We start from the raw sequence: 17,438 nt of genomic DNA, 5'->3' as shown, positions 1-17,438 counted from the left end.
CAGGTGGTGGCACCGAAACCAGTGGAGGCTCGAGATGAGGAAGCGCCTGGTGGTCTGCTGCGACGGAACCTGGAAGTCGTCGCAGGATCCGCTCATCTCCAACGTCGAGAAGATCGCCCGGGCGATCGAGACGACCGCCGACGACGGTGCTGTCCAGCTCGTCCACTACGTCAACGGCGTGGGTACGGGGTCCGGGTGGTCGGACCGGGTCCTCGGCGGGGCGTTCGGCCGCGGACTGAACAAGAACCTGATCGACGGGTACCGCTTCCTCGCGCTGAACTACGAGCCCGGCGACGACATCTTCGTCTTCGGGTTCAGCCGCGGCGCATACACGGCACGCAGTCTCGTCGGCATGATCTGGCGCATCGGTCTGGTCACCCCGCGCGAACTCGCCGGCCACCCCGCCGAGAACCTGTTCGAGAAAGTTCTGCGCCTGTACCGCTCGGGGCCGGAGAAGCTGCCGCCGGACACGCCCGGTGACAAGGTCCCGGTGAGGTTCATCGGGGTGTTCGACACCGTGGGCGCCTTGGGCATACCCGGGATCACGCGTCTGCGGTACAGGTTCCACGACGTCAAGCTCGGACTCCAGGTGGCCGTGGCCCGTCAGGCGCTTGCGATCGACGAACGCCGCCTGACGTTCGACCCCTGTGTGTGGAGCACTGCAGGCAACGACGTGACCGACGTCGCGCAGGTCTGGTTCGAAGGTGTCCATTCCGACATCGGCGGTGGGCTCAGAACCACGGAACCGTCCGAGCTGAGCCTGGCCTGGATGGTCCGCGAGGCAGCGCTCGCCGGACTGCAGTTCGACTTCGACCGCTTCACCCCGGTTCGCCACCCCGTCGATCCGTCATCCCCGAAGTATGCGTCGAACAGGTCGATGAACGCGGTGTATGCGGTTGTCAACGCCGTCAAGCTCGCGCTGGGCCCGTTCCGCATGCGAGGCGACGTCGTCCGCCATCGTGGACAAGCCCGACTCCTCGAGGTGGTACGGGACCCGGCATCCCCGATGTTCATCGCGGCGCCCGCGCTGACCCGCTGGCAGGGTGACATCGGAGGACGGAAGGAGAAGGCACCCAACATCGGCTGGTGGGTGACGCTGGTCCAGGAGTCCGGCGAGGTGCCCGACCGGGTTGTCGAGATCCCGCCACTCGCGGCCCCGTCCTGACAGGCGACGTCGTAAGTTACTGTGAGGGAGCCTCTTTCAGTGACGCGATCTGAATGAGGTTGCCGCACGTGTCGTCGAAGACGGCGACGACAGCCGGCCCGATGTCGGTGGGCCCCTGGGTGAACTCCACACCGAGCTGCTTCAACCGCTCGTACTCTGCGTGCGCATCCTCAACAGAGAACTGGGCCAGCGGAATACCGTCTTCGATGAGAGCGTCCCGGTACGGCTTGACCGCGGGATGACCGGAGGGTTCGAGCAGCAGCTCTGTCCCCTCGGGATCCTCCGGGGAGACAACAGTGAGCCACCAGGTGTCCTCCCCCATCGGAATGTCGTGCCGGACGCTGAATCCCAAGACGTCGGTGTAGAAGTCATGTGCTTTGCGCTGGTCGTCGACGAAGATCGACGTGAGGGTGATTTTCATGGTGCGTCCTTCTGTGGATGTGGCGGCCACCGATCAGCGATCTCGGCGAGAGGTGTTGCGTCGAAGTAGTGGAACTTGGAACGTCCACGTTTCTCGGTGTGGATGAGGCCGGCCGACTCCAGAACGCCCAGATGCTGCGAGATCGCCTGGCGGCTCAGGTCGAGTCCACGACGGGACGTGAGCCGGCCACAGATCTCGAACAGCGTCTGGCCGTCACGGTCGACGAGTTCGTCGAGGATCGCGCGCCTCGTCGAATCATCCAGTGCATGGAACACATCGGCCACGCCTGACAATAGGCAAGTCGCTGCTTGCATGTCAACGCCCGGCGCGACGCAACGCCCGCGGCTACCGCCGGGCTCTGCCCAGATACGCCTCTTCGATACGCCCGATGTCGCTGCTGAGCGACGCAGCGGAGTCCGTCAGTGCGACCTCGCCATGGACGAGCACGATCGCCCGGTCGGCGATACCGAGCGCCAACCGAACATGTTGTTCGACGAGAACGACCGCGGTGCCATCGGAGTCGGCGACACCACGGAGTACAGGCAGGATCGATTCGACGACGATGGGTGCGAGACCCATGCTCAGCTCGTCGATGAGCAGCACCTTGGGTTGCTGCAGCAGGGCTCGGCCGATGGCCAGCATCTGTTGCTCACCGCCGGACAGTTCACCGGCCGCCACCTTCAACCGGGCCCGCAAGGCCGGGAAGTGCTCGAGTACGCGATCGACGGCTACGGTCCGAGCTGAACCACGTCGGCGGATGGCGAGCTGCAGATTTTGTCGCGTGGTCAGCTGCTTGAAGAGCGACCGGTCGTCTGGCACCAGCACCAGCCCGGCACGCACCGCGGCACGGGCGTTGCCGGACTTGACCTGCTGTCCGGCGAGGCTGATCTCGCCGCCGAGACGCGGGAGCAGGCCGGCGAGTGTCGTGAGCAGCGTCGTCTTGCCAGCACCGTTGGGCCCCAGCAGCGCGACGATCTCACCTTGCGCCACCGACAACTCGAGTCCGTGGACGCACGGTTTGCCACGAGTGTATCCGGCGTCGAGGTTTCGGCACTCGAGGACGGTCACGGCGTCATCTCCTTCGACTGTGCATTCGGTTCGGCCGGAACGCTTTTCGTCTGACCTCCGTCGTGCTCCTCGTCGTCGGTCGCCGACGATGGTGTCCCGAGGTATGCGTTCACGACCGCCGGCGACCGCCTGATCTCGTCCGGCGTGCCGTCGGCGATGACGGAGCCGAGGTCGAGCACGATCACCCGATCGCACAGGCTGAGCACGAGATCCATGTCGTGGTCGACGAGAAGCATTGACATCCCATGGGCCCTGGCGGCGCGGAGGCGCTCCCCCAACCAACGGCTCTCGGTGCTGTCCAGTCCGGCGGCCGGTTCGTCGAGCAGCGCGATCCGGGGTTGGGCGGCCAGCACGCGTGCCACCGCGACGAGTTGCCGTTGGCCCTGCGAGAGGTCGGCTGCGGCAACCTCTTTCAGGTGGGTGATGTCGAGCATATGGAGAACAGTGTCGACATTGTCGGCGGTGTCGCCCGGTGCTCGACGTGCCGCGATCGCCAGGTTCTCGGCCACGGACAGTTCTCCGTAGAGCTCGATGTCCTGGAAGGTGCGCCCCAGTCGGGATCGGCTGCGTCGATGCGGAGCGAGGCCGTCGAGAGTCTTTCCGTCGAGGGTCACTGATCCGGTGGCCGTGGCGAATCCGCTGATGGCGTCGATCAGGGTCGTCTTACCGGCGCCGTTGGGGCCGATCAGGCCGACGATGTCGCCGGCACGCACGTCGAAGCCGACGGCGTTGACGGCGGTCACCGCGCCGTAGCGCACCGTGACGTCGCGAACCGACAGCAGAACCCCGTCACCGCGCCTCTCGGGAGGCTGTGGAGTGGCGGGCCCAGTCTGTTCCGGCGCGCCGACGCGGTCTTCGGCCGGTGCACGTCGAGTGCCGTGGAGCCGGACCCTGTGCAAGTACCCGATGAGGCCGTCCGGGCTGGTGACGACGGTGAGCACCAGCAGGATTCCGCTGATCAGCATGTAGTAGTCGCCGAAGGATCCGTACTTGTCTGCGACGAAGTACATCAATCCGCCGGGAGCGATGACGCCCGCGAGGATCGCTCCCGAGATCGAGGTCACGCCCGCGACGTAGATGACGGCGAACAGGCCGATGCCCGCGAACACGGCGTAGCTGCCCGCCGTGGCGAGGGTCTGCTGATACGCCAGCAGCGCACCGCCGAGCCCGGCGATGAACGATGCTATGGCGAACGCAATTAGTTTCGTTGCGCCGACGTTGATCCCGGCTGCGGCAGCGGATCGTTCGTTGGCACGCACGGCCAGCATCGAAGCGCCCAGGCCGCTTCGGCGCAGGACAGCCACGCCGTAGGTCACCGCGGTGAGCACGACGAGACAGGTGATGCCGAAGGCGATCCGCGGGTAGCCCTCGCCGGCGCCGATGCCGAGGTCGATGCCGAACAGCGACGGCGCGTCGACCGGGGCGCCCTGGAGTCCGCCGTTGAGTGACGGATTCCGGAACCAGAACGCTTCACAGAAGACGGCGAGCGCCAGCGTCGCGACCATGAGGGGCAGACCGCGGACCCGTAGAGCCGGAAGGCCGACGACGACGCCGACCACCGTCGCGGCGCATGCCGCCAGCAGCGGGGCGACGGGGAACGGCAGGTTCAGATCCTCGGTGAACCTGCTGAGTGCGTAGGCGCCGACTCCCGCGAGCGTCAGCTGTGCCAGCGAGACCTGTCCGGCATACCCGGTGACGACGACCTGGGACAGTGCGACGATCGCGTAGATCATCGAAGCGATGACGGCGAGTCGCAGACTCCCCGAGGTGACGAACAGTGCCAGGACGGCGACGGCGACGCCGATGAGCCCGGGCACGAGCATGCTGTTGGGTCGGGGCGAGCGACCGAGGTCGTTGCGGGTGACCGCACCTCGGCCGGGCAGTGGACGCCCGCGGATGAGCAGGAATCCGATGATGAGAATGAGTGGGACTGCCTCGGCGACACCAGCGTCGGGCATCCAGTCCCAGGTTGCCTGCAGTTTGGTCGCTTCCGATTGCAGCATGCCGATGACGAGGCCCGCGCCGACCGTCACAGAGATCGCGGTGAAGTTGCCGACGAGCGCCGCTGCGAGGGCCGGGACGATGAACATCGTGTAGGCAACAGGGTTGAGGGGCACGATCGGTGCGATCAGCACGCCGCCGAGTCCGGCGGTGGCCGACGACAGTGCCCAGTTGGTGACCGCGATGCGGTCCGGCGAGAGCCCGGTGACCAGGGCGCCCTTCTCGGATTCGGCAGCCGCTTCGGTGGCCACCCCGAATCGGGTGTAGCGCAGGACGAGGCCAGCGCAGATCGCCAGGCCGACGATGACGACGGCGAGCAGCAGACGGTCGGTCGGCACTGCGCTGGAGCCGATCGTGAAGGTGTCGACCTTGAAGATGGGACCGACGCTCGGGGTGTTCTCGCCGACGCGAAGTGCGATGAGCGCTTGGATGACCAGCATGACGCCGATCGCCGCGACCGCTTTGGCCAGGGCGGGGGCCGTACGCATCGGGCGGAACACGACTAGGTAGAGGATCACGCCGAGGATCGAAGCGATCAGCATTGAGACGAGCAGTGCCACAGCGACACCCACGTCGGAGCCGAGGTCGATCGTCGAGGGGAACCCGGGAATCGGGTTGAGGAGTTCGCCGTCGCGCAGGAACGCGTACGTGTAGGCGGCATACAGAGCGACAGCTCCGGTGGCGAAGTTGACGACACCGGAACTCTTGAAGGTCATCACCAGGGCGAGGCCGAGTGCGGCGAAGACCGCTCCGTTGCCGAGCCCGAGAACGAGGAATGCGAGATGGTCGGTCATGGAACTCCCACTCATGGAAGTGCGGTGATCGGGGGCCGCGCGGGCGCGACCCCCGATCAGTGGAGGAACTAGTTGTTGGTGACGACGGTGTTCTCGAGCTTGGCGTCCGAAGACACGTCGCTGACCAGGATTGCCTTGCTGCACAGGGACGTCAGGGGCGGGAACGCCTTGCCGTCGCAGGTGAAGGTGATTCCGGGCGCAGCGGGCAGCGGCACGTTCTTCGCCTGTGACAGCGCCGTGGTGAACGTCTGGGCGTCGACCGTTCCCTCGAGTCCGTTCAATTCGCCGAGCGCGGTCATGACCTGGTAGCCGATGTAGGCGAGGCCGGCCGGATCGGTGTCCGGCGCGTACTGCGCCATCACGCTTCGGTACTGGGTGACGCTGGGATCATCGGAGCTCAGGTTGACGGTGGTGAACGCCTTTGCGCCGGAGACGGCTTCGTTGCCCACGGCGTCAAGGACGGGCTTGTCGAGGCAGCTCGCGATCAGGTACTTCGTGGCGTCTGGTGCGACGGTCTGCAGTGTCTTGAGGACCGAGATGCACTGACGGGTGTCGCCGAGGATGCTGACCGCGTCCGGGTTGTCGGCGAGGCCGGCGGTGATCTGGGGCGTCAGGTCGGCGGCGCCCACGGGGACGGTGACGACTTTCAGCGTCACGCCCGCGCGCTGGAACATCGGACCGCCCAAGGCCTGTACCGATGCGGCCGCGTCACCGGAATCGCCGATGATCAGCGTGACCTTCTTGAGTCCGTCCTTGGCTGCGGTCGCGGCCTGTCCCGCCAGGACGGCGATGATTCCGCCGGACAGCATGAACGATCCGGGCGTGGCCATCTCGGCTTGCGAGACAGGGGCCTGCGCGACGAACGGGATCTTCGCACCGGCGATGATCGGCAGCATGACCGCACCCTGTGCGCCGAGCGGCGAGACCACAACCGAAACCTTCTGCTCCACCATCTGATTCGCGCACTTGGTGGCCGACGCGGGCTCTTCTTGCTGCTTGCAGACGACCAGCTCGATCTGATGGCCGCCGATGCCGCCGCCGTTCTTGTTCAGGTACTCCACGGCCGCCTCGCTGCCCTCGCGGACCATCGGGGTGGTCACGGCGCCGCCCTCGGGGACGATCAGACCGACCTTGACCGGGTCGCCGGTTGCCGGGTTGCTCGGCAGCTGGCTGGTCTCGCCTGCGGTCGTGCTCTCCGAACTGTCGTCGGCACACGCCGTCAGACCGCCGAGAGCGAGCACCCCGGCGCAACCGATCACAGTTGCGGTCCGGAGTACACGCCTGAGTGCACTGGGTGATTTCATGCGATCCCCTTCGATCGTGGCACCGGCATTCCCGACCACCCCGTCTCCAGGGGCGACCGAAATGTCGGATGTGGTGACTTGCCGGCGACTGTAACCCTGCCGCCGTTGTCGCTGAACGGTTTCGAAATAGTCTGTCGCGCAATGAGTCCCGCGCGCCGGGAGTCCGGGCATGCCGCGGCACGAACCGTCAATCCGGCGTCCGGAAGACCCCCCGAGGTCGACTCTGGTGACTTCGCCCGTTGCATGAGCTGGATCACACTGGACTCAGAGGCAAAAGTTAGACGACCATCCAAAGTTTGGGAGGGGAATGCAAGAATTGGTCATCGGGAACGTCCGTCGGCACGGAAGGCTGCCACATCCAATGACCGAAGCTCCGGCCGTCGGCCGCCGCGAACGCAACAAGCAGCAGACGCGAGAGCGACTGCTGACCGCGGCTCGCGAACTGCTCGCGACAGACGGGAATGCGGCGACGGTGGAACTCATCGCCGAACGCGCCGAGGTGTCGCGGGCAACGTTCTTCAACTACTTCCCCAGCAAGGATGACCTGCTCACCGACCTGTATGCGCAGCTGATGGGGACGTTCTCGCACGTGGTCGACGCCATGCTGAACAAGCCGCTGAGCACTCACGACCGCGTCGTCGGGGTGTTCGTGGACTTCGCGCGATCGTCGGTGGCCGACCCCGACTACATGCGCACGGTGACGATCGAGATCGAGCGGATCTCATCGATGTCGGGAACGCTCGGCGAACGCAGCCATGTGTTCACGTCGGAGGTGCTGCGTCTGATCGAGCGCGGCGTCGAACAGCAGGATGTGCGCACCGATCACCCGCCGGAGTTCTTGGCGCAGATGGTCGCGGCGATCTACGTGTCGAGCATGCGGTACTGGCAGATCGACCCGAGTTTCGAAATCGGCGAGAGTTTTGAGCGCGCGGGACGGTACGCGGCGGAGTCGCTGTTGCCGCGGTAGGCGAGCTTCAGTCTTCTGGTCGCTCGACGTGGGTTTCCCACCTCTCGCGACGCTCGTCCTCGGTCTGCTCCCACCACGGGGTTCCGCGCTCCCCGAGTGCAACCTTGGTCGCCTGGACGCCCGCGCGCGACTCGGGCGCACCTCGGGTGCGCTTCACGTCTCGACGCCACGCCATCAAGATCGACTGCAGTTCAGACCGACGCTCGTCGGGGATGAGCGGATCCGTCGCCCGCCACTTCCGGCCGTTGATGACGATGTGGTGGCCGTCAGGGGTGTACTCGGGATCGGACATGGTTCCACGGTGCCACGGCGCTGAATGCGCCTGAGTGACCCATGTCTCCCGCGCCGTCTGAGCTGCGACTCTTTGAGGCCCGGCGCGGCCTTCTCAGGGTCTGCTTAAGGGCGTGTGGGTAACGTCGCCGTGTCCTTGCCGATACCGAACTGTTACCCAACCTGAGATGGACAACGCTGTGCCTCAACACCGACTGAACGCCCACGACTCGACGCGGCCCTCGACCCGCGCCCTGCTCGACTCGACGTCGCATAACCGGCGCCCCGGGCGGCATCGCGCCACTTCGCGCTCCACCACCCGCACCGCACTGCGAACGGGCGCTCTCGCCGCGTTCGTCGGCGCGGTCGGCCTCACGGCCGGGACCGCCGCACAGGCAACGGCGCAGCCCGCTCCCCCGCCTGCGCCGAAGATCGCGCTGCCGGACAACGTCAAGCTGCCGGCCGGCCTGGTCCTGCCGCCCGAGATCAATGACCTCGCTCGCGACGTCCTGCCGCCGTCGGTGTTCGGCCCCGGCAACCCCGGCCTCCCCGGTATCAAAAACGCAGTGAAGCCGGTCAGCGGCACCGTGACCTCGGGCTACGGCCCCCGCTGGGGTACCCACCACAACGGAGTCGACATCGCCAACAAAGTCGGAACCCCCATCTACGCCGTGACCGACGGCGTCGTCCTCGAGTCCGGCCCCGCCTCTGGCTTCGGCCAGTGGGTCCGCGTGAAGCAGGACGACGGCACCGTCGGCGTCTTCGGACACGTCGACCAGAGCTTCGTGCACGCCGGCCAGAAAGTCCGCGCCGGCCAAAAGATCGCGACCGTCGGTAACCGCGGCCAGTCCACCGGTCCTCACCTCCACTACGAGGTCTGGGACACCAACGGCACCAAGATCAACCCGCAGGCCTGGCTCAACAAGCGTGGCGTTCATCCGTGACGGTTGCTCGCCTGTTCTGAAGAGCGATCCCACCGGCATTGTCGGTGGGATCGTTGATTTTCGAGTGGTTGCCGACTCCGCTCGGAACGCGAAGATCGATCGGCGTCGGAGTGTCATGACCCAGTCAGGGGTCACACCGACTCGAGTCCGCTGATTGATGCGACATCGATCTTGTTCCGCCCGGACCCGAACTGCCGTTATCGAACGCCTGACATCGAACGCCTGAAGCGCCAGCTTCGACGGGCTGCCGGGTGTGTCAGCACCACGTGCAGATGACTAGGCGCTAGGCGCCGGAAAGGGTTGCCCCACTATCAACTCGTTGTCATCCCCATATCGTAAGAACCATGGTTGCCGACCATCATCGGCGGTTACATCAATCCGCGATCCATCGTCGAACTCTATTGCGCAGCGGTGGGTTTCGTACTCGAAGCGATCAATCCGTCGACCTATGTAAACGTCGGGCACGTCACCAGACTGGGCGTTCTGAGCTGCACCGGCGGAACTACGTTGCCATGGACAGGAGACGACGAGATGCCAATTGTCGCCTGACATCGACCAGCCAGGCGGGAACTTCTGGACACGGATGACCTCGCCTAGGGCTGTCAACTCCCCGGGGGCAAGTGCAGCCTGGTTTAGCTTCGCGGCTTTGACCTGAGCGGGTGAACTTCCCAGCAAAGTGATGTTTGGTATGCGCATGGTCCATGGCTCGTATGGATCATCTGGGTCCGCTGTGAGCGAGATCCGGGTGCCGTCGTCCAGGTAGAACGTCGGGTCGTCCATGTCGGCATTCGACTCGATTGAGACGATCGACCTGCCTACTGCGTTCCGCTCGACCTCACGCAACTCTTCCGGCGCGGATTCGTCGGTGTAGATGTGACCGGCAACCTCGATGCGGAAGTCGCACGTAGCGTTCAGATGCCAGCCCTCGCCGGCGAAGTTCATGTTGAATTCCAGCAGTTCGCAGCTCGAGACAAGTAGCGGTAGTGCGTGTCGCGCGATCGCGAGCGTAGACATCAGTGCAGCTCAACGTGAGTACGTTCGCGGACAAACGCCTTACGCTCAGGTTTGGTCAGTCCACGAGGAGGCTGAACGGGTTTTCCGTCGATGCCGACAGCTTGACCGTTTGCATTCTCGAATGAAGCTCGCTGACCGGCACCCCCGGGGGTGGTCTGTGCGTCCATGACTCGGACTCTGCTCCCATCGGGCATTACGTACTCCATGCCGTCGTAGTTCCTCGTCCGGCTTGCAGGGAAACCCGCTCGTCTGAAACCGTCTTCGAGGTCAGCACGGCTGGTCGGCATTACCGTACCCTCCGGGCTGACCACAAACCGCGGTCTGTCGTTCGCAGGTCCGTTGTCGCTGACAGTCGAACAGTCGGTTGGTGCGAGCCCCAAAGGGTCCGCGTAGACCGCTGGATTCTCCGGATAGGTATGTGGGTTCGGCGCAGGCGCCAGTCCCAGCGGGTCTGGGCTCAGATACCTTCCGGTCCCTGGTTGGTAGTACCGATAGCGGTTGTAGTGCAGACCGCTCTCTTCATCCGAGTACTGACCTGGGAAGGCCCATGGCGTCGAGGAACCAATCCAGGTGCTCTCGCCGTAAAGCGTCCTTGCCGCGTGCCCGGTGACCGCTCCGGTGAGCGGATCTACGAGCGCTGTAGGAGACGCGATCTGATCGGTGACGATCGCGAAGAATTCTCGGTCGACTTCGGTTTGCGTCCACTCGCGCGGCTTGAACGAGGCTGGCCCGGGTGAACCCAGGTTGAGGCTCACGTCCCCGTCCGGTGCGCTGCCCGCGGACTCAACACTGTCTGACGGCGTGATCGGTTCCGTACTTCGTGTCTGTGCGAGGGGCGTGTATACGTAGGGCGGGAACGTCCAGGTAGTCACCGTGAGACCAGCGTTGGACTCCGCGTCAGGTGTATCAAGCGCGGACTCCGTCTGCTCGACCAGCTGCTCACCGTGCCAGTGGAACCGGGTGACTGCCCCGGTTGCCGTGTTGGTCTTACTGAGACGCCGGCCCTGGTGGTCGTAGGTGTACGTCCACAACGTCCCGTCGGGAGTGGTCACGCTGCGCAACCGATCGTGAGCATCCCAGACGTAATGCCACACATCGGGTTTGCGCGACAATCGTCTACGACTCATCGAAGTGACGCGACCCGCCGGGTCGTAGCGATACGACGTCCGGCCGTCGTCGACCAGCAGGGTGCCGGAGTATCGCCAGCGGGAGCCCTTCGAGGCTCGGCTAGCGCCTCGCACCTCAGGGGGCGGGGACTGGGTGGCGCCTCGCACCTCAGGGGGCGGAGACTGGGTGCCGCCTCGCACCTCAGGGAGCGGAGACTCGGTGGTGCTTATTGACCTGTCCGCTATGTCGTAAGCAGTGATGTTGCTGCTGGCATCGTAGGTCAGTTGCTCCGTGCTGGACGGGCGGATCGCCGCAGTGATGCGACCGAGCACGTCGACTCGGTAGTCGGTCCGGCCACGATCGGCCAGCGTCGTCGTCGAAGCGGTGAGGATTCCATCGGCGCGGTAGGTGTACTCGGCCCGCGCAACCGGGCGTTCCGGTCCCCCGGCACCTGCACCGCTTGACCCGAGGTTCAACGTCGCCGGGTTGCCGGAAACGGTCGCGATGGTCCGACCGGTGAGCCTGCCGACCGGATCCCATGCCGAGTCGATGGCCGTGCCGTCGAACCGCCGACGCTGCTCACGTCCGGTAGCGCTGGTCGTGATGTCGCAAGTACGACCCGCCGACGAGACGAAGTCGAGCACGCCGCGCGGGTCGTAGCCGTAGCGGGTGTGCACCGCCGTCGGCGTCGTCACCGACGCCAGCCGGCCCGCGCCGGTCCACCCCGACTCGCTCACCCAGTCGGTGGACCCGTCGTTCACGCCGGTTAGTTGCGGCATTCCCGCGGCGGTGTAGGTCGAGTGCCACCATCCGAACGCACCGACGACACTCTCCGGCCGACCGGCGGAATCGTAGCTGTACTCGGTGACCTCCCCATCGAAGTCGGGATTGAGCGGGTCGGAACTGCGTTCGGCGACAACACGACCCGCCGCGTCGTACTCGAACGCCACAGTCTGTCCGGCCGCATTCTTTCGGGTGGCGAGTCGGCCGCCGGCGTCGTAGGTGTATGTCGTTGTCGCATTGTTGAAGTCGGTTTCGGACTGCAGCGGGCCATCAGCGTTGTACGAGTAGCTCCACACCAGTCCGTCCGGGTTGGTGACCGCGACGAGCCGGCGGGCGGCGTCGTAGGTGAACTCTGTCCGGGAACCGTCTGCGCCGACTCGAGCGACCGGCAGGTCGTAATGGCCGTACTCCCAACGCGTCGTCGCGCCGACGGGGTCAACATGCGCGACGCAGTTGCCCTCGCCGTCGTACTCCCACCGCGAATGTCCACCATCGGGAGCGACGAGACTTGTCCGGTTGCCCATCGCGTCATACCCGACAGCGGTCGTGGCTCCTTCGGCGTCCACGACCTCGACGGGACGCCCGAACGCGTCGTACGTAATTCGGGTCGTGTTGCCGAGCATGTCGATGATCTCGACGGGCAACCCGGCCGCGTTGTTGTGATACCGAACCATGACGCCGTCGGGATCCGTCTGCGAGGTCAGGGCACCCTGGTCGTCGTAGGTGTACGACGTGACCGCACCGGCGTTGTCGCTCACCGACACCGGGTTGCCGTTGGCGTCGTAGGCAATTCGCGTGGTGACCGGTCCGGGTTCGACGATCCTCTCCGGCCTCCCAGGACCCGCGTAACTGACCTCGGTCAGCGCACCGTCGGGACCGACGATCTGCTCGACATCGCCGAAAGCGTTGTAACGCATACGAGTTGCCAGCCCATCCGGACCGGTGAGCACCATCGGTTGGCGTCCGGTGTTGTAGTCGGTTCGGCTGATCCGGCCCAGCGGATCGATCTCCTGCCGCACCCTGTTGTCCGCGTCGATGCCGTACAGCGTCGTCGCTCCGACGGCGTCGGTGTACGTCGTGATCGAACCCGGACCGGCAGTTCGGATTTGATACTCGAATCGACCCGACCACACTCCGTTCATGCCGGACTGGATGGTCACGCGACCGAGGTCGTCGTAGCGGTTCCGGTACTCCATTCCGATCGAGTCACGCCACCAGGTCATGCGTCCGGCGTCGTCGTACTCGAAACGCGTTGTCGCGCCGACGGCGTTGGTCGACACGGCGAGATGGCCACGGTGGTAGGCAAACGTGCACAGCTGCTGGTCGACACGCACACCGTCAACGCCGGCGGTCAGGCGATACCCCAGGATCCGGGCGCCGTCGCACTGCACGTCGACTCGGTATCCGGCGGAATGCTCGACGGCCGCCGGCCTTCCCTTCTCGTCGAAGACAAAACGGATCCGGTTGTGATGCCGGTCGGTCATGGCTGAGACCGCGATGCTCCCGGCCGCGATGTCGACGCCGTCGAGCTCGGGGATCGGGATGAAGAACCAGCTGACAAGGGTGCGAACATGGGTCAGCTGGTAGCCCTCGGTCGCCGTTGCCCGCAGTTCCCAGTCGGTGTTGTTCACGCTCCGTGACACCGAATCTGCTTGCGGCTTGGCAAAATTCGTCATCGTGCCGTCGGCGTCGACGATGGTCACCACGTTGTCGGAGACGATGGCACGCGCGTCGAACGTGGACGGCGTCGTCGGCCCGAGCCACCGCCCCCAGCGATAGCGAGATCGATGCCGGTGAGTCAGTCGCAACGGCAGGGTCCCGGGAAGATCGACATCGGTCAGCGGGAGGAAGTACTCCCCTGTCGCGACGTTGACCGGCTCGCCGTTGCTGCGGCACTGTTCGGGCGCCTCGTTGCCCTCGCTGGTGTCGGCGCGCTCGGTCGATCCCTCGTCAGTGCGTTCGGGCCGCGCGGGTTCGAAGGGCTCCCCGGTGTCATTGTCAGGGGCCGAGTTGTTTCCGTCCGGGTTGTCACCGTCCGGTCTGGTGGTCGGTGCGGGGTCTCGCGGTGACGGCGTGTCGGGGTTCGCGGGACGTGGGTTGACGGCCGATGGACGTTCCGGGGTGAACGGACGGTCCGGGATCACGGTCGGCGGTATCGGCCGGTCCTCTGGCGCCGTTCGCGGTGGGTGAGGCGGCGCATCGGGCGTGTTTCGCACGGCGGGTTCGGGAATGTGGTGGGTGTTCGAGGGAACCGGGCGAGCGCGGTCGGGGTCACGCGGCGGTGCGGAACTCTCGGGTGTGGTCCGTGCGGGTGGCGTGCGGTCCAGAGTGTGGTCGGGTGTTCGCGGGGGCGCCGCGGGGTTGTCCGCGCGCCCCGCCGGTGCGCTATTCCCTGGTGTGTGTGCTGGTTTCGGTTGTGCGGGATCAGGTGTCGTGTTCGGTGTCGACACCGGATGGTGACCGGCGACGGGCGCGATGGGTCCGGCCCCCGGAGGGTCGGTTCTGATCGGGGTGTCGACGGCGTCGGGCCGCGCGGCCGTCGTGGGGTCGGGGTGAACCGACCCTGGTGTGGGACGCACCCCGGGTACATCAGCGTCCGGCCGTGTGGGAGGCGTTGCTGGAGTGGATGGTTCGTCGCCAGCCCTTGGTGGATGCCCGCCACTAGGTTCGTCATGCCGAGCCGGGCCTCGGTCGACGACGGGCTCATCGGGTTTCGCGGACGCCGGGTTCGGCGCACCCTCGCGGTCGACCGCGTTCGGGCCCGGGGTGGGCTGGCCGGGTGTCTGGTCGCCGATGTGTGTGGCGGCGGGCGTAGTGGTCTCGCCGCGATTCGGTCCCGGCGGGTCGTCGTCGCCGAGATGCCGCGGTGCAGGCGAGCTGTCTGTGGGTCCCGGCGACGATGATCCCGGTCCGTCTGCGCCGTGTGTCGGCGTCGGCTCGGGCGTCGGCGCAGGTCCTGGGTTCGCGGGGTGGGGCGGGTGTGGCCCGGTGCCCTCGAGAGGGCCGACGCCGGCAGGCTGCTCCGGGGTCGCGGCGTCGGAACGAGGGCTGGGCGTCTCAGGTGCTCCACCGCCGGGCGGAGAATCCAGGGCAGTCGGCGTCGGCGCACCGTCGGGCGGGGGTGCCGAACTCGGTGAAACCGCGGGAGTCGGTGCTTCTGGCGTCGGGGCATCCGGTGTGGGACCGGTGTCTGCCCTCGGCACCGGCGGTGCGCCGTGGTCTACAGCGATGTCGGGACCATGCCGGCCCGGTACGTCGGCGCTCGGGCTGGCGCCTGGGGTCTCGGACGACGACCCATGCGGGGCGGGCGACGGATGCGGGGACGCGGGCGGAGCGTCGGGGTGACGCGACGTTGGGCTTATCTCAGGTGTCGGTGGGCTCGGCGCGTTCCGACCGGGCCTGGTCAGCAGGTTGATGCCCTTCGGCCCAGGAAGGCCGGACATTGCCACGTTGGCGAAGACATTCCCCAGGGACTGGGACGGATCGGTGGACCATCCCGACCCGGCGAAGTTGCGCACAAACTCGTCGGGATGGGCTATCTGATGAACGATCCCCATCATCATGCCCGCGGAATTGCGCATGTACTGGTGGGGATTGGCGACGTTGTACGGATTCTGGGGGCTCAGTGTGTTGAGCCCCTTGACCACCTCGGTGACCGCGCCGAACATACCGGCACCGAAGTGCGCAACCGCCATGGAACCGGCAGTGCCGGCGTCGATGGCGGTCATTCGTGCCTGATCGAACGCAGACGGCATTGGCGGTGCCATATCGGCGGCACCGCTGAGTTCGGCTTTGACCCCTGGAGCCGACGAGTTCCGGTGATCTCGGCCGACTTTCAGGACTCGCTCCGCCTCAGCCTTGTACGCGGGCCACGGGTCGGGTCCGGGGTGTGTTGGCGGGGCGTCGCGTCGGTGGTGCTGGTAGTCGTCGAGCTCGTCGTTGTAGATGTTGGCTTTCGCGACCCATTCGTCCCGCTTGCGCTCGCCCTCTTCCCAGATGCGGACCGCTTCGGCGGCCTTCTGTTGCGCGAAGGTGACGACTCCGGCCCACCCCGTCAGTGCCGCTGCGGCTTTGGCGGCGGCGTCGCCTGCCGACACCCACTTCGGTACTTCGCGTGCAGACGCGTCGCGATACTCTGCCGCGCCCGAACCACTCCAGTTGCCGACAGAGATACCGCGCAAGCCTTCGCCTGCCTTGAGGAAGTTGCTCGCGTAACTGGTGAACTTCTCGGCGAGGGCAATGATCCCGGCAGGGTCCCCGAGGACCAACTCTTTGGGATCGGAAGTCTGCCCGAGGTTCTTCTCGTCGGGCATGGCGCCCAACGAGTTGGCGACGTCGTCGCCGAAGTCTTCGACGCCGGTGGCGATGCTCTCGAGACCGACGGCGCGCAGACCGCCGCCGATGACCTCGGTGGCGTCGTCGACCAGTCCCCCGAGAAACTCTTTGCCGCCTTCGAGGGCGTCGAACATGCCCACCTATTCGGCCTCGGGTTTGTCAGCCGGTCTGCCCTGGGGCCCGCTGGGTGAGTCTGCGGTGAATCCGTCACGTTCGAAACCATCGATCGTGTCGGTGACGAGGGACGACGGGTCGATCTGGTGACGGCCGATGGTCTCCAGGTCCTCGAGTAACGTCGCCCTGTTGTCCTCGCCGAACTGCCGGTGACGCTCCATCTCCTCCGGCGTCAGCGCCCACTGCGGGTCGCTGAGGACGTTGCCATTGTGGTCCCACAGCTGACCCCACGACATCTCCTTGACCTGTTCTGGTGTCAGGTTCGGGTCGCCGATCAGATCCATGGTGTAGTTCTTGAGCTGGTCGCCCGCCCACTTCTCTTCGCGCTCATAGTGGCTGGCCCCGAGCCCGAGCCCCTTCGAGATCTCGGCCGCGCCGGTGATGAGCGCTCGAACGCCCCATTCCCAGCGGTTGCAGTACTCCTCGAGTCCGCTCTTGGGGTCGGCGTGGCCGATCGTCCGGCCGTCGAGGTCGAGGTCGCCGTATCCGCGACCGATCGCGGCGCTGTAGTCGGATCCCACGCCAGTGTCGGCGAGTCCGTCGATCACGCCGTTGATGCCGGCGCTGGCCTGGGCGAGGACTGCAGGATCGACGCTCAAATTTTCGGTCATCGGACTACCTCGCCGTCGTCGTCGTAGTAGCAGTGGGGAGTCAGCTCGCGCGATGGTGGGAACGTCATCGTCGAAGTCGTCGCAGGGTCGACGACGAGGCCGGTGGGTTCGGGGGCCTGGTCGAGTACGCGGTCGATGAGCGCATGGCCGGGAACGTCGAGGTAGCGGACCTCGTCGAGGTCTCGGTCGGTGAGTTCGGCGAAGTCGCGCAGCCGCTCCGGAGTCGTGAACGCCAGCATCCACGGAATACCCGCCTCGACCACCGTGAACAGGCGGTTCTCGTAGTCGAGCGGGATGACGAGATCGGTGTCTCGCAGGGCGTCGTACAGCCGAGGTGGATCGCCGAAACCGGACAGATATGCCCGCACTTCATCGACGTATGTCGTCATCACCGGACTCCCCCGCAGTCATCGCCGTGCCGTTTGATGCTAGATCACTAGGAGGGAGATGGCATCGCACAGTCCACAGGGGTGTCGTCCA

13 protein-coding genes are annotated in these 17,438 nt (G+C 66.0%); 3 read left to right on the top strand and 10 right to left on the bottom strand.

Going from position 1 to position 17,438, the window contains the following annotated elements; all coding sequences use genetic code 11:
* Positions 1-34 precede the first annotated feature (34 nt).
* The gene (locus ACSUZC_RS12150; protein WP_439028806.1) at positions 35-1,165 is read left to right on the top strand and encodes a DUF2235 domain-containing protein; all 1,131 of its coding nucleotides are present in this window, start codon (positions 35-37) and stop codon (positions 1,163-1,165) included.
* Between the two features lie 16 nt (positions 1,166-1,181).
* On the opposite strand, the gene ACSUZC_RS12145 is transcribed toward ACSUZC_RS12150, so the two are convergent.
* From ACSUZC_RS12145 to ACSUZC_RS12125, 5 genes are all read right to left on the bottom strand, one after another.
* Positions 1,182-1,586 (bottom strand): VOC family protein, encoded by a 405-nt coding sequence (locus tag ACSUZC_RS12145; protein WP_439028805.1) that lies wholly within the window; start codon positions 1,584-1,586, stop codon positions 1,182-1,184.
* The gene (locus ACSUZC_RS12140; protein WP_439028804.1) at positions 1,583-1,900 is read right to left on the bottom strand and encodes an ArsR/SmtB family transcription factor; all 318 of its coding nucleotides are present in this window, start codon (positions 1,898-1,900) and stop codon (positions 1,583-1,585) included. Before ACSUZC_RS12140 ends, ACSUZC_RS12145 begins: the two co-directional genes overlap by 4 nt.
* Positions 1,901-1,931: 31 nt before the next feature.
* Positions 1,932-2,654 (bottom strand): ABC transporter ATP-binding protein, encoded by a 723-nt coding sequence (locus ACSUZC_RS12135; protein ID WP_439028803.1) that lies wholly within the window; start codon positions 2,652-2,654, stop codon positions 1,932-1,934.
* Positions 2,651-5,449, bottom strand: a complete 2,799-nt coding sequence (locus ACSUZC_RS12130; protein ID WP_439028802.1) for an ABC transporter permease subunit — start codon at positions 5,447-5,449, stop codon at positions 2,651-2,653. Before ACSUZC_RS12130 ends, ACSUZC_RS12135 begins: the two co-directional genes overlap by 4 nt.
* A gap of 68 nt (positions 5,450-5,517) precedes the next feature.
* Complete coding sequence (locus ACSUZC_RS12125) at positions 5,518-6,753, bottom strand: ABC transporter substrate-binding protein (RefSeq protein ID WP_439028801.1); 1,236 nt, start codon at positions 6,751-6,753, stop codon at positions 5,518-5,520.
* Between the two features lie 361 nt (positions 6,754-7,114).
* On the opposite strand from ACSUZC_RS12125, the gene ACSUZC_RS12120 reads away from it, so the two are divergent.
* The gene (locus ACSUZC_RS12120; protein ID WP_439028800.1) at positions 7,115-7,720 is read left to right on the top strand and encodes a TetR/AcrR family transcriptional regulator; all 606 of its coding nucleotides are present in this window, start codon (positions 7,115-7,117) and stop codon (positions 7,718-7,720) included.
* A 7-nt stretch (positions 7,721-7,727) separates the two neighbouring features.
* Here the strand turns inward: ACSUZC_RS12120 and ACSUZC_RS12115 are convergent, their stop codons facing one another.
* Positions 7,728-8,012 carry a hypothetical protein gene (locus ACSUZC_RS12115; protein WP_439028799.1) on the bottom strand — a complete coding sequence of 95 codons (285 nt, stop codon included), beginning with the start codon at positions 8,010-8,012 and terminating at the stop codon, positions 7,728-7,730.
* A 166-nt stretch (positions 8,013-8,178) separates the two neighbouring features.
* Between ACSUZC_RS12115 and ACSUZC_RS12110 the strand changes: the two genes are divergently transcribed.
* On the top strand, positions 8,179-8,934 hold the full coding sequence (locus ACSUZC_RS12110) for a M23 family metallopeptidase (protein WP_439028798.1): 756 nt from the start codon (positions 8,179-8,181) through the stop codon (positions 8,932-8,934).
* 276 nt (positions 8,935-9,210) lie between these two features.
* Here the strand turns inward: ACSUZC_RS12110 and ACSUZC_RS12105 are convergent, their stop codons facing one another.
* Genes ACSUZC_RS12105 through ACSUZC_RS12090 form a run of 4 tightly spaced genes read right to left on the bottom strand, consistent with a single transcriptional unit; the run spans position 9,211 to position 17,347 of the window.
* Entirely contained in the window at positions 9,211-9,948 is a 738-nt protein-coding gene (locus ACSUZC_RS12105; RefSeq protein ID WP_439028797.1) for a hypothetical protein, read from the bottom strand.
* Complete coding sequence (locus ACSUZC_RS12100) at positions 9,948-16,307, bottom strand: putative T7SS-secreted protein (protein ID WP_439028796.1); 6,360 nt, start codon at positions 16,305-16,307, stop codon at positions 9,948-9,950. Before ACSUZC_RS12100 ends, ACSUZC_RS12105 begins: the two co-directional genes overlap by 1 nt.
* A gap of 6 nt (positions 16,308-16,313) precedes the next feature.
* Complete coding sequence (locus tag ACSUZC_RS12095; protein WP_439028795.1) at positions 16,314-16,958, bottom strand: hypothetical protein; 645 nt, start codon at positions 16,956-16,958, stop codon at positions 16,314-16,316.
* A complete protein-coding gene (locus ACSUZC_RS12090; RefSeq protein ID WP_439028794.1) occupies positions 16,955-17,347 on the bottom strand; it encodes an SseB family protein in 393 nt (130 codons plus the stop codon). The genes ACSUZC_RS12095 and ACSUZC_RS12090 overlap by 4 nt, the downstream gene beginning before the upstream one ends.
* Between the last annotated feature and the right edge of the window lie 91 nt (positions 17,348-17,438).

This window comes from Gordonia terrae, from assembly GCF_051789125.1.
In the GTDB taxonomy this organism is placed as follows: domain Bacteria; phylum Actinomycetota; class Actinomycetes; order Mycobacteriales; family Mycobacteriaceae; genus Gordonia; species Gordonia terrae_A.
The sequence above is the reverse complement of the archived record's forward strand: the minus strand, read 5'-3'. Positions and strand labels throughout refer to the sequence as shown.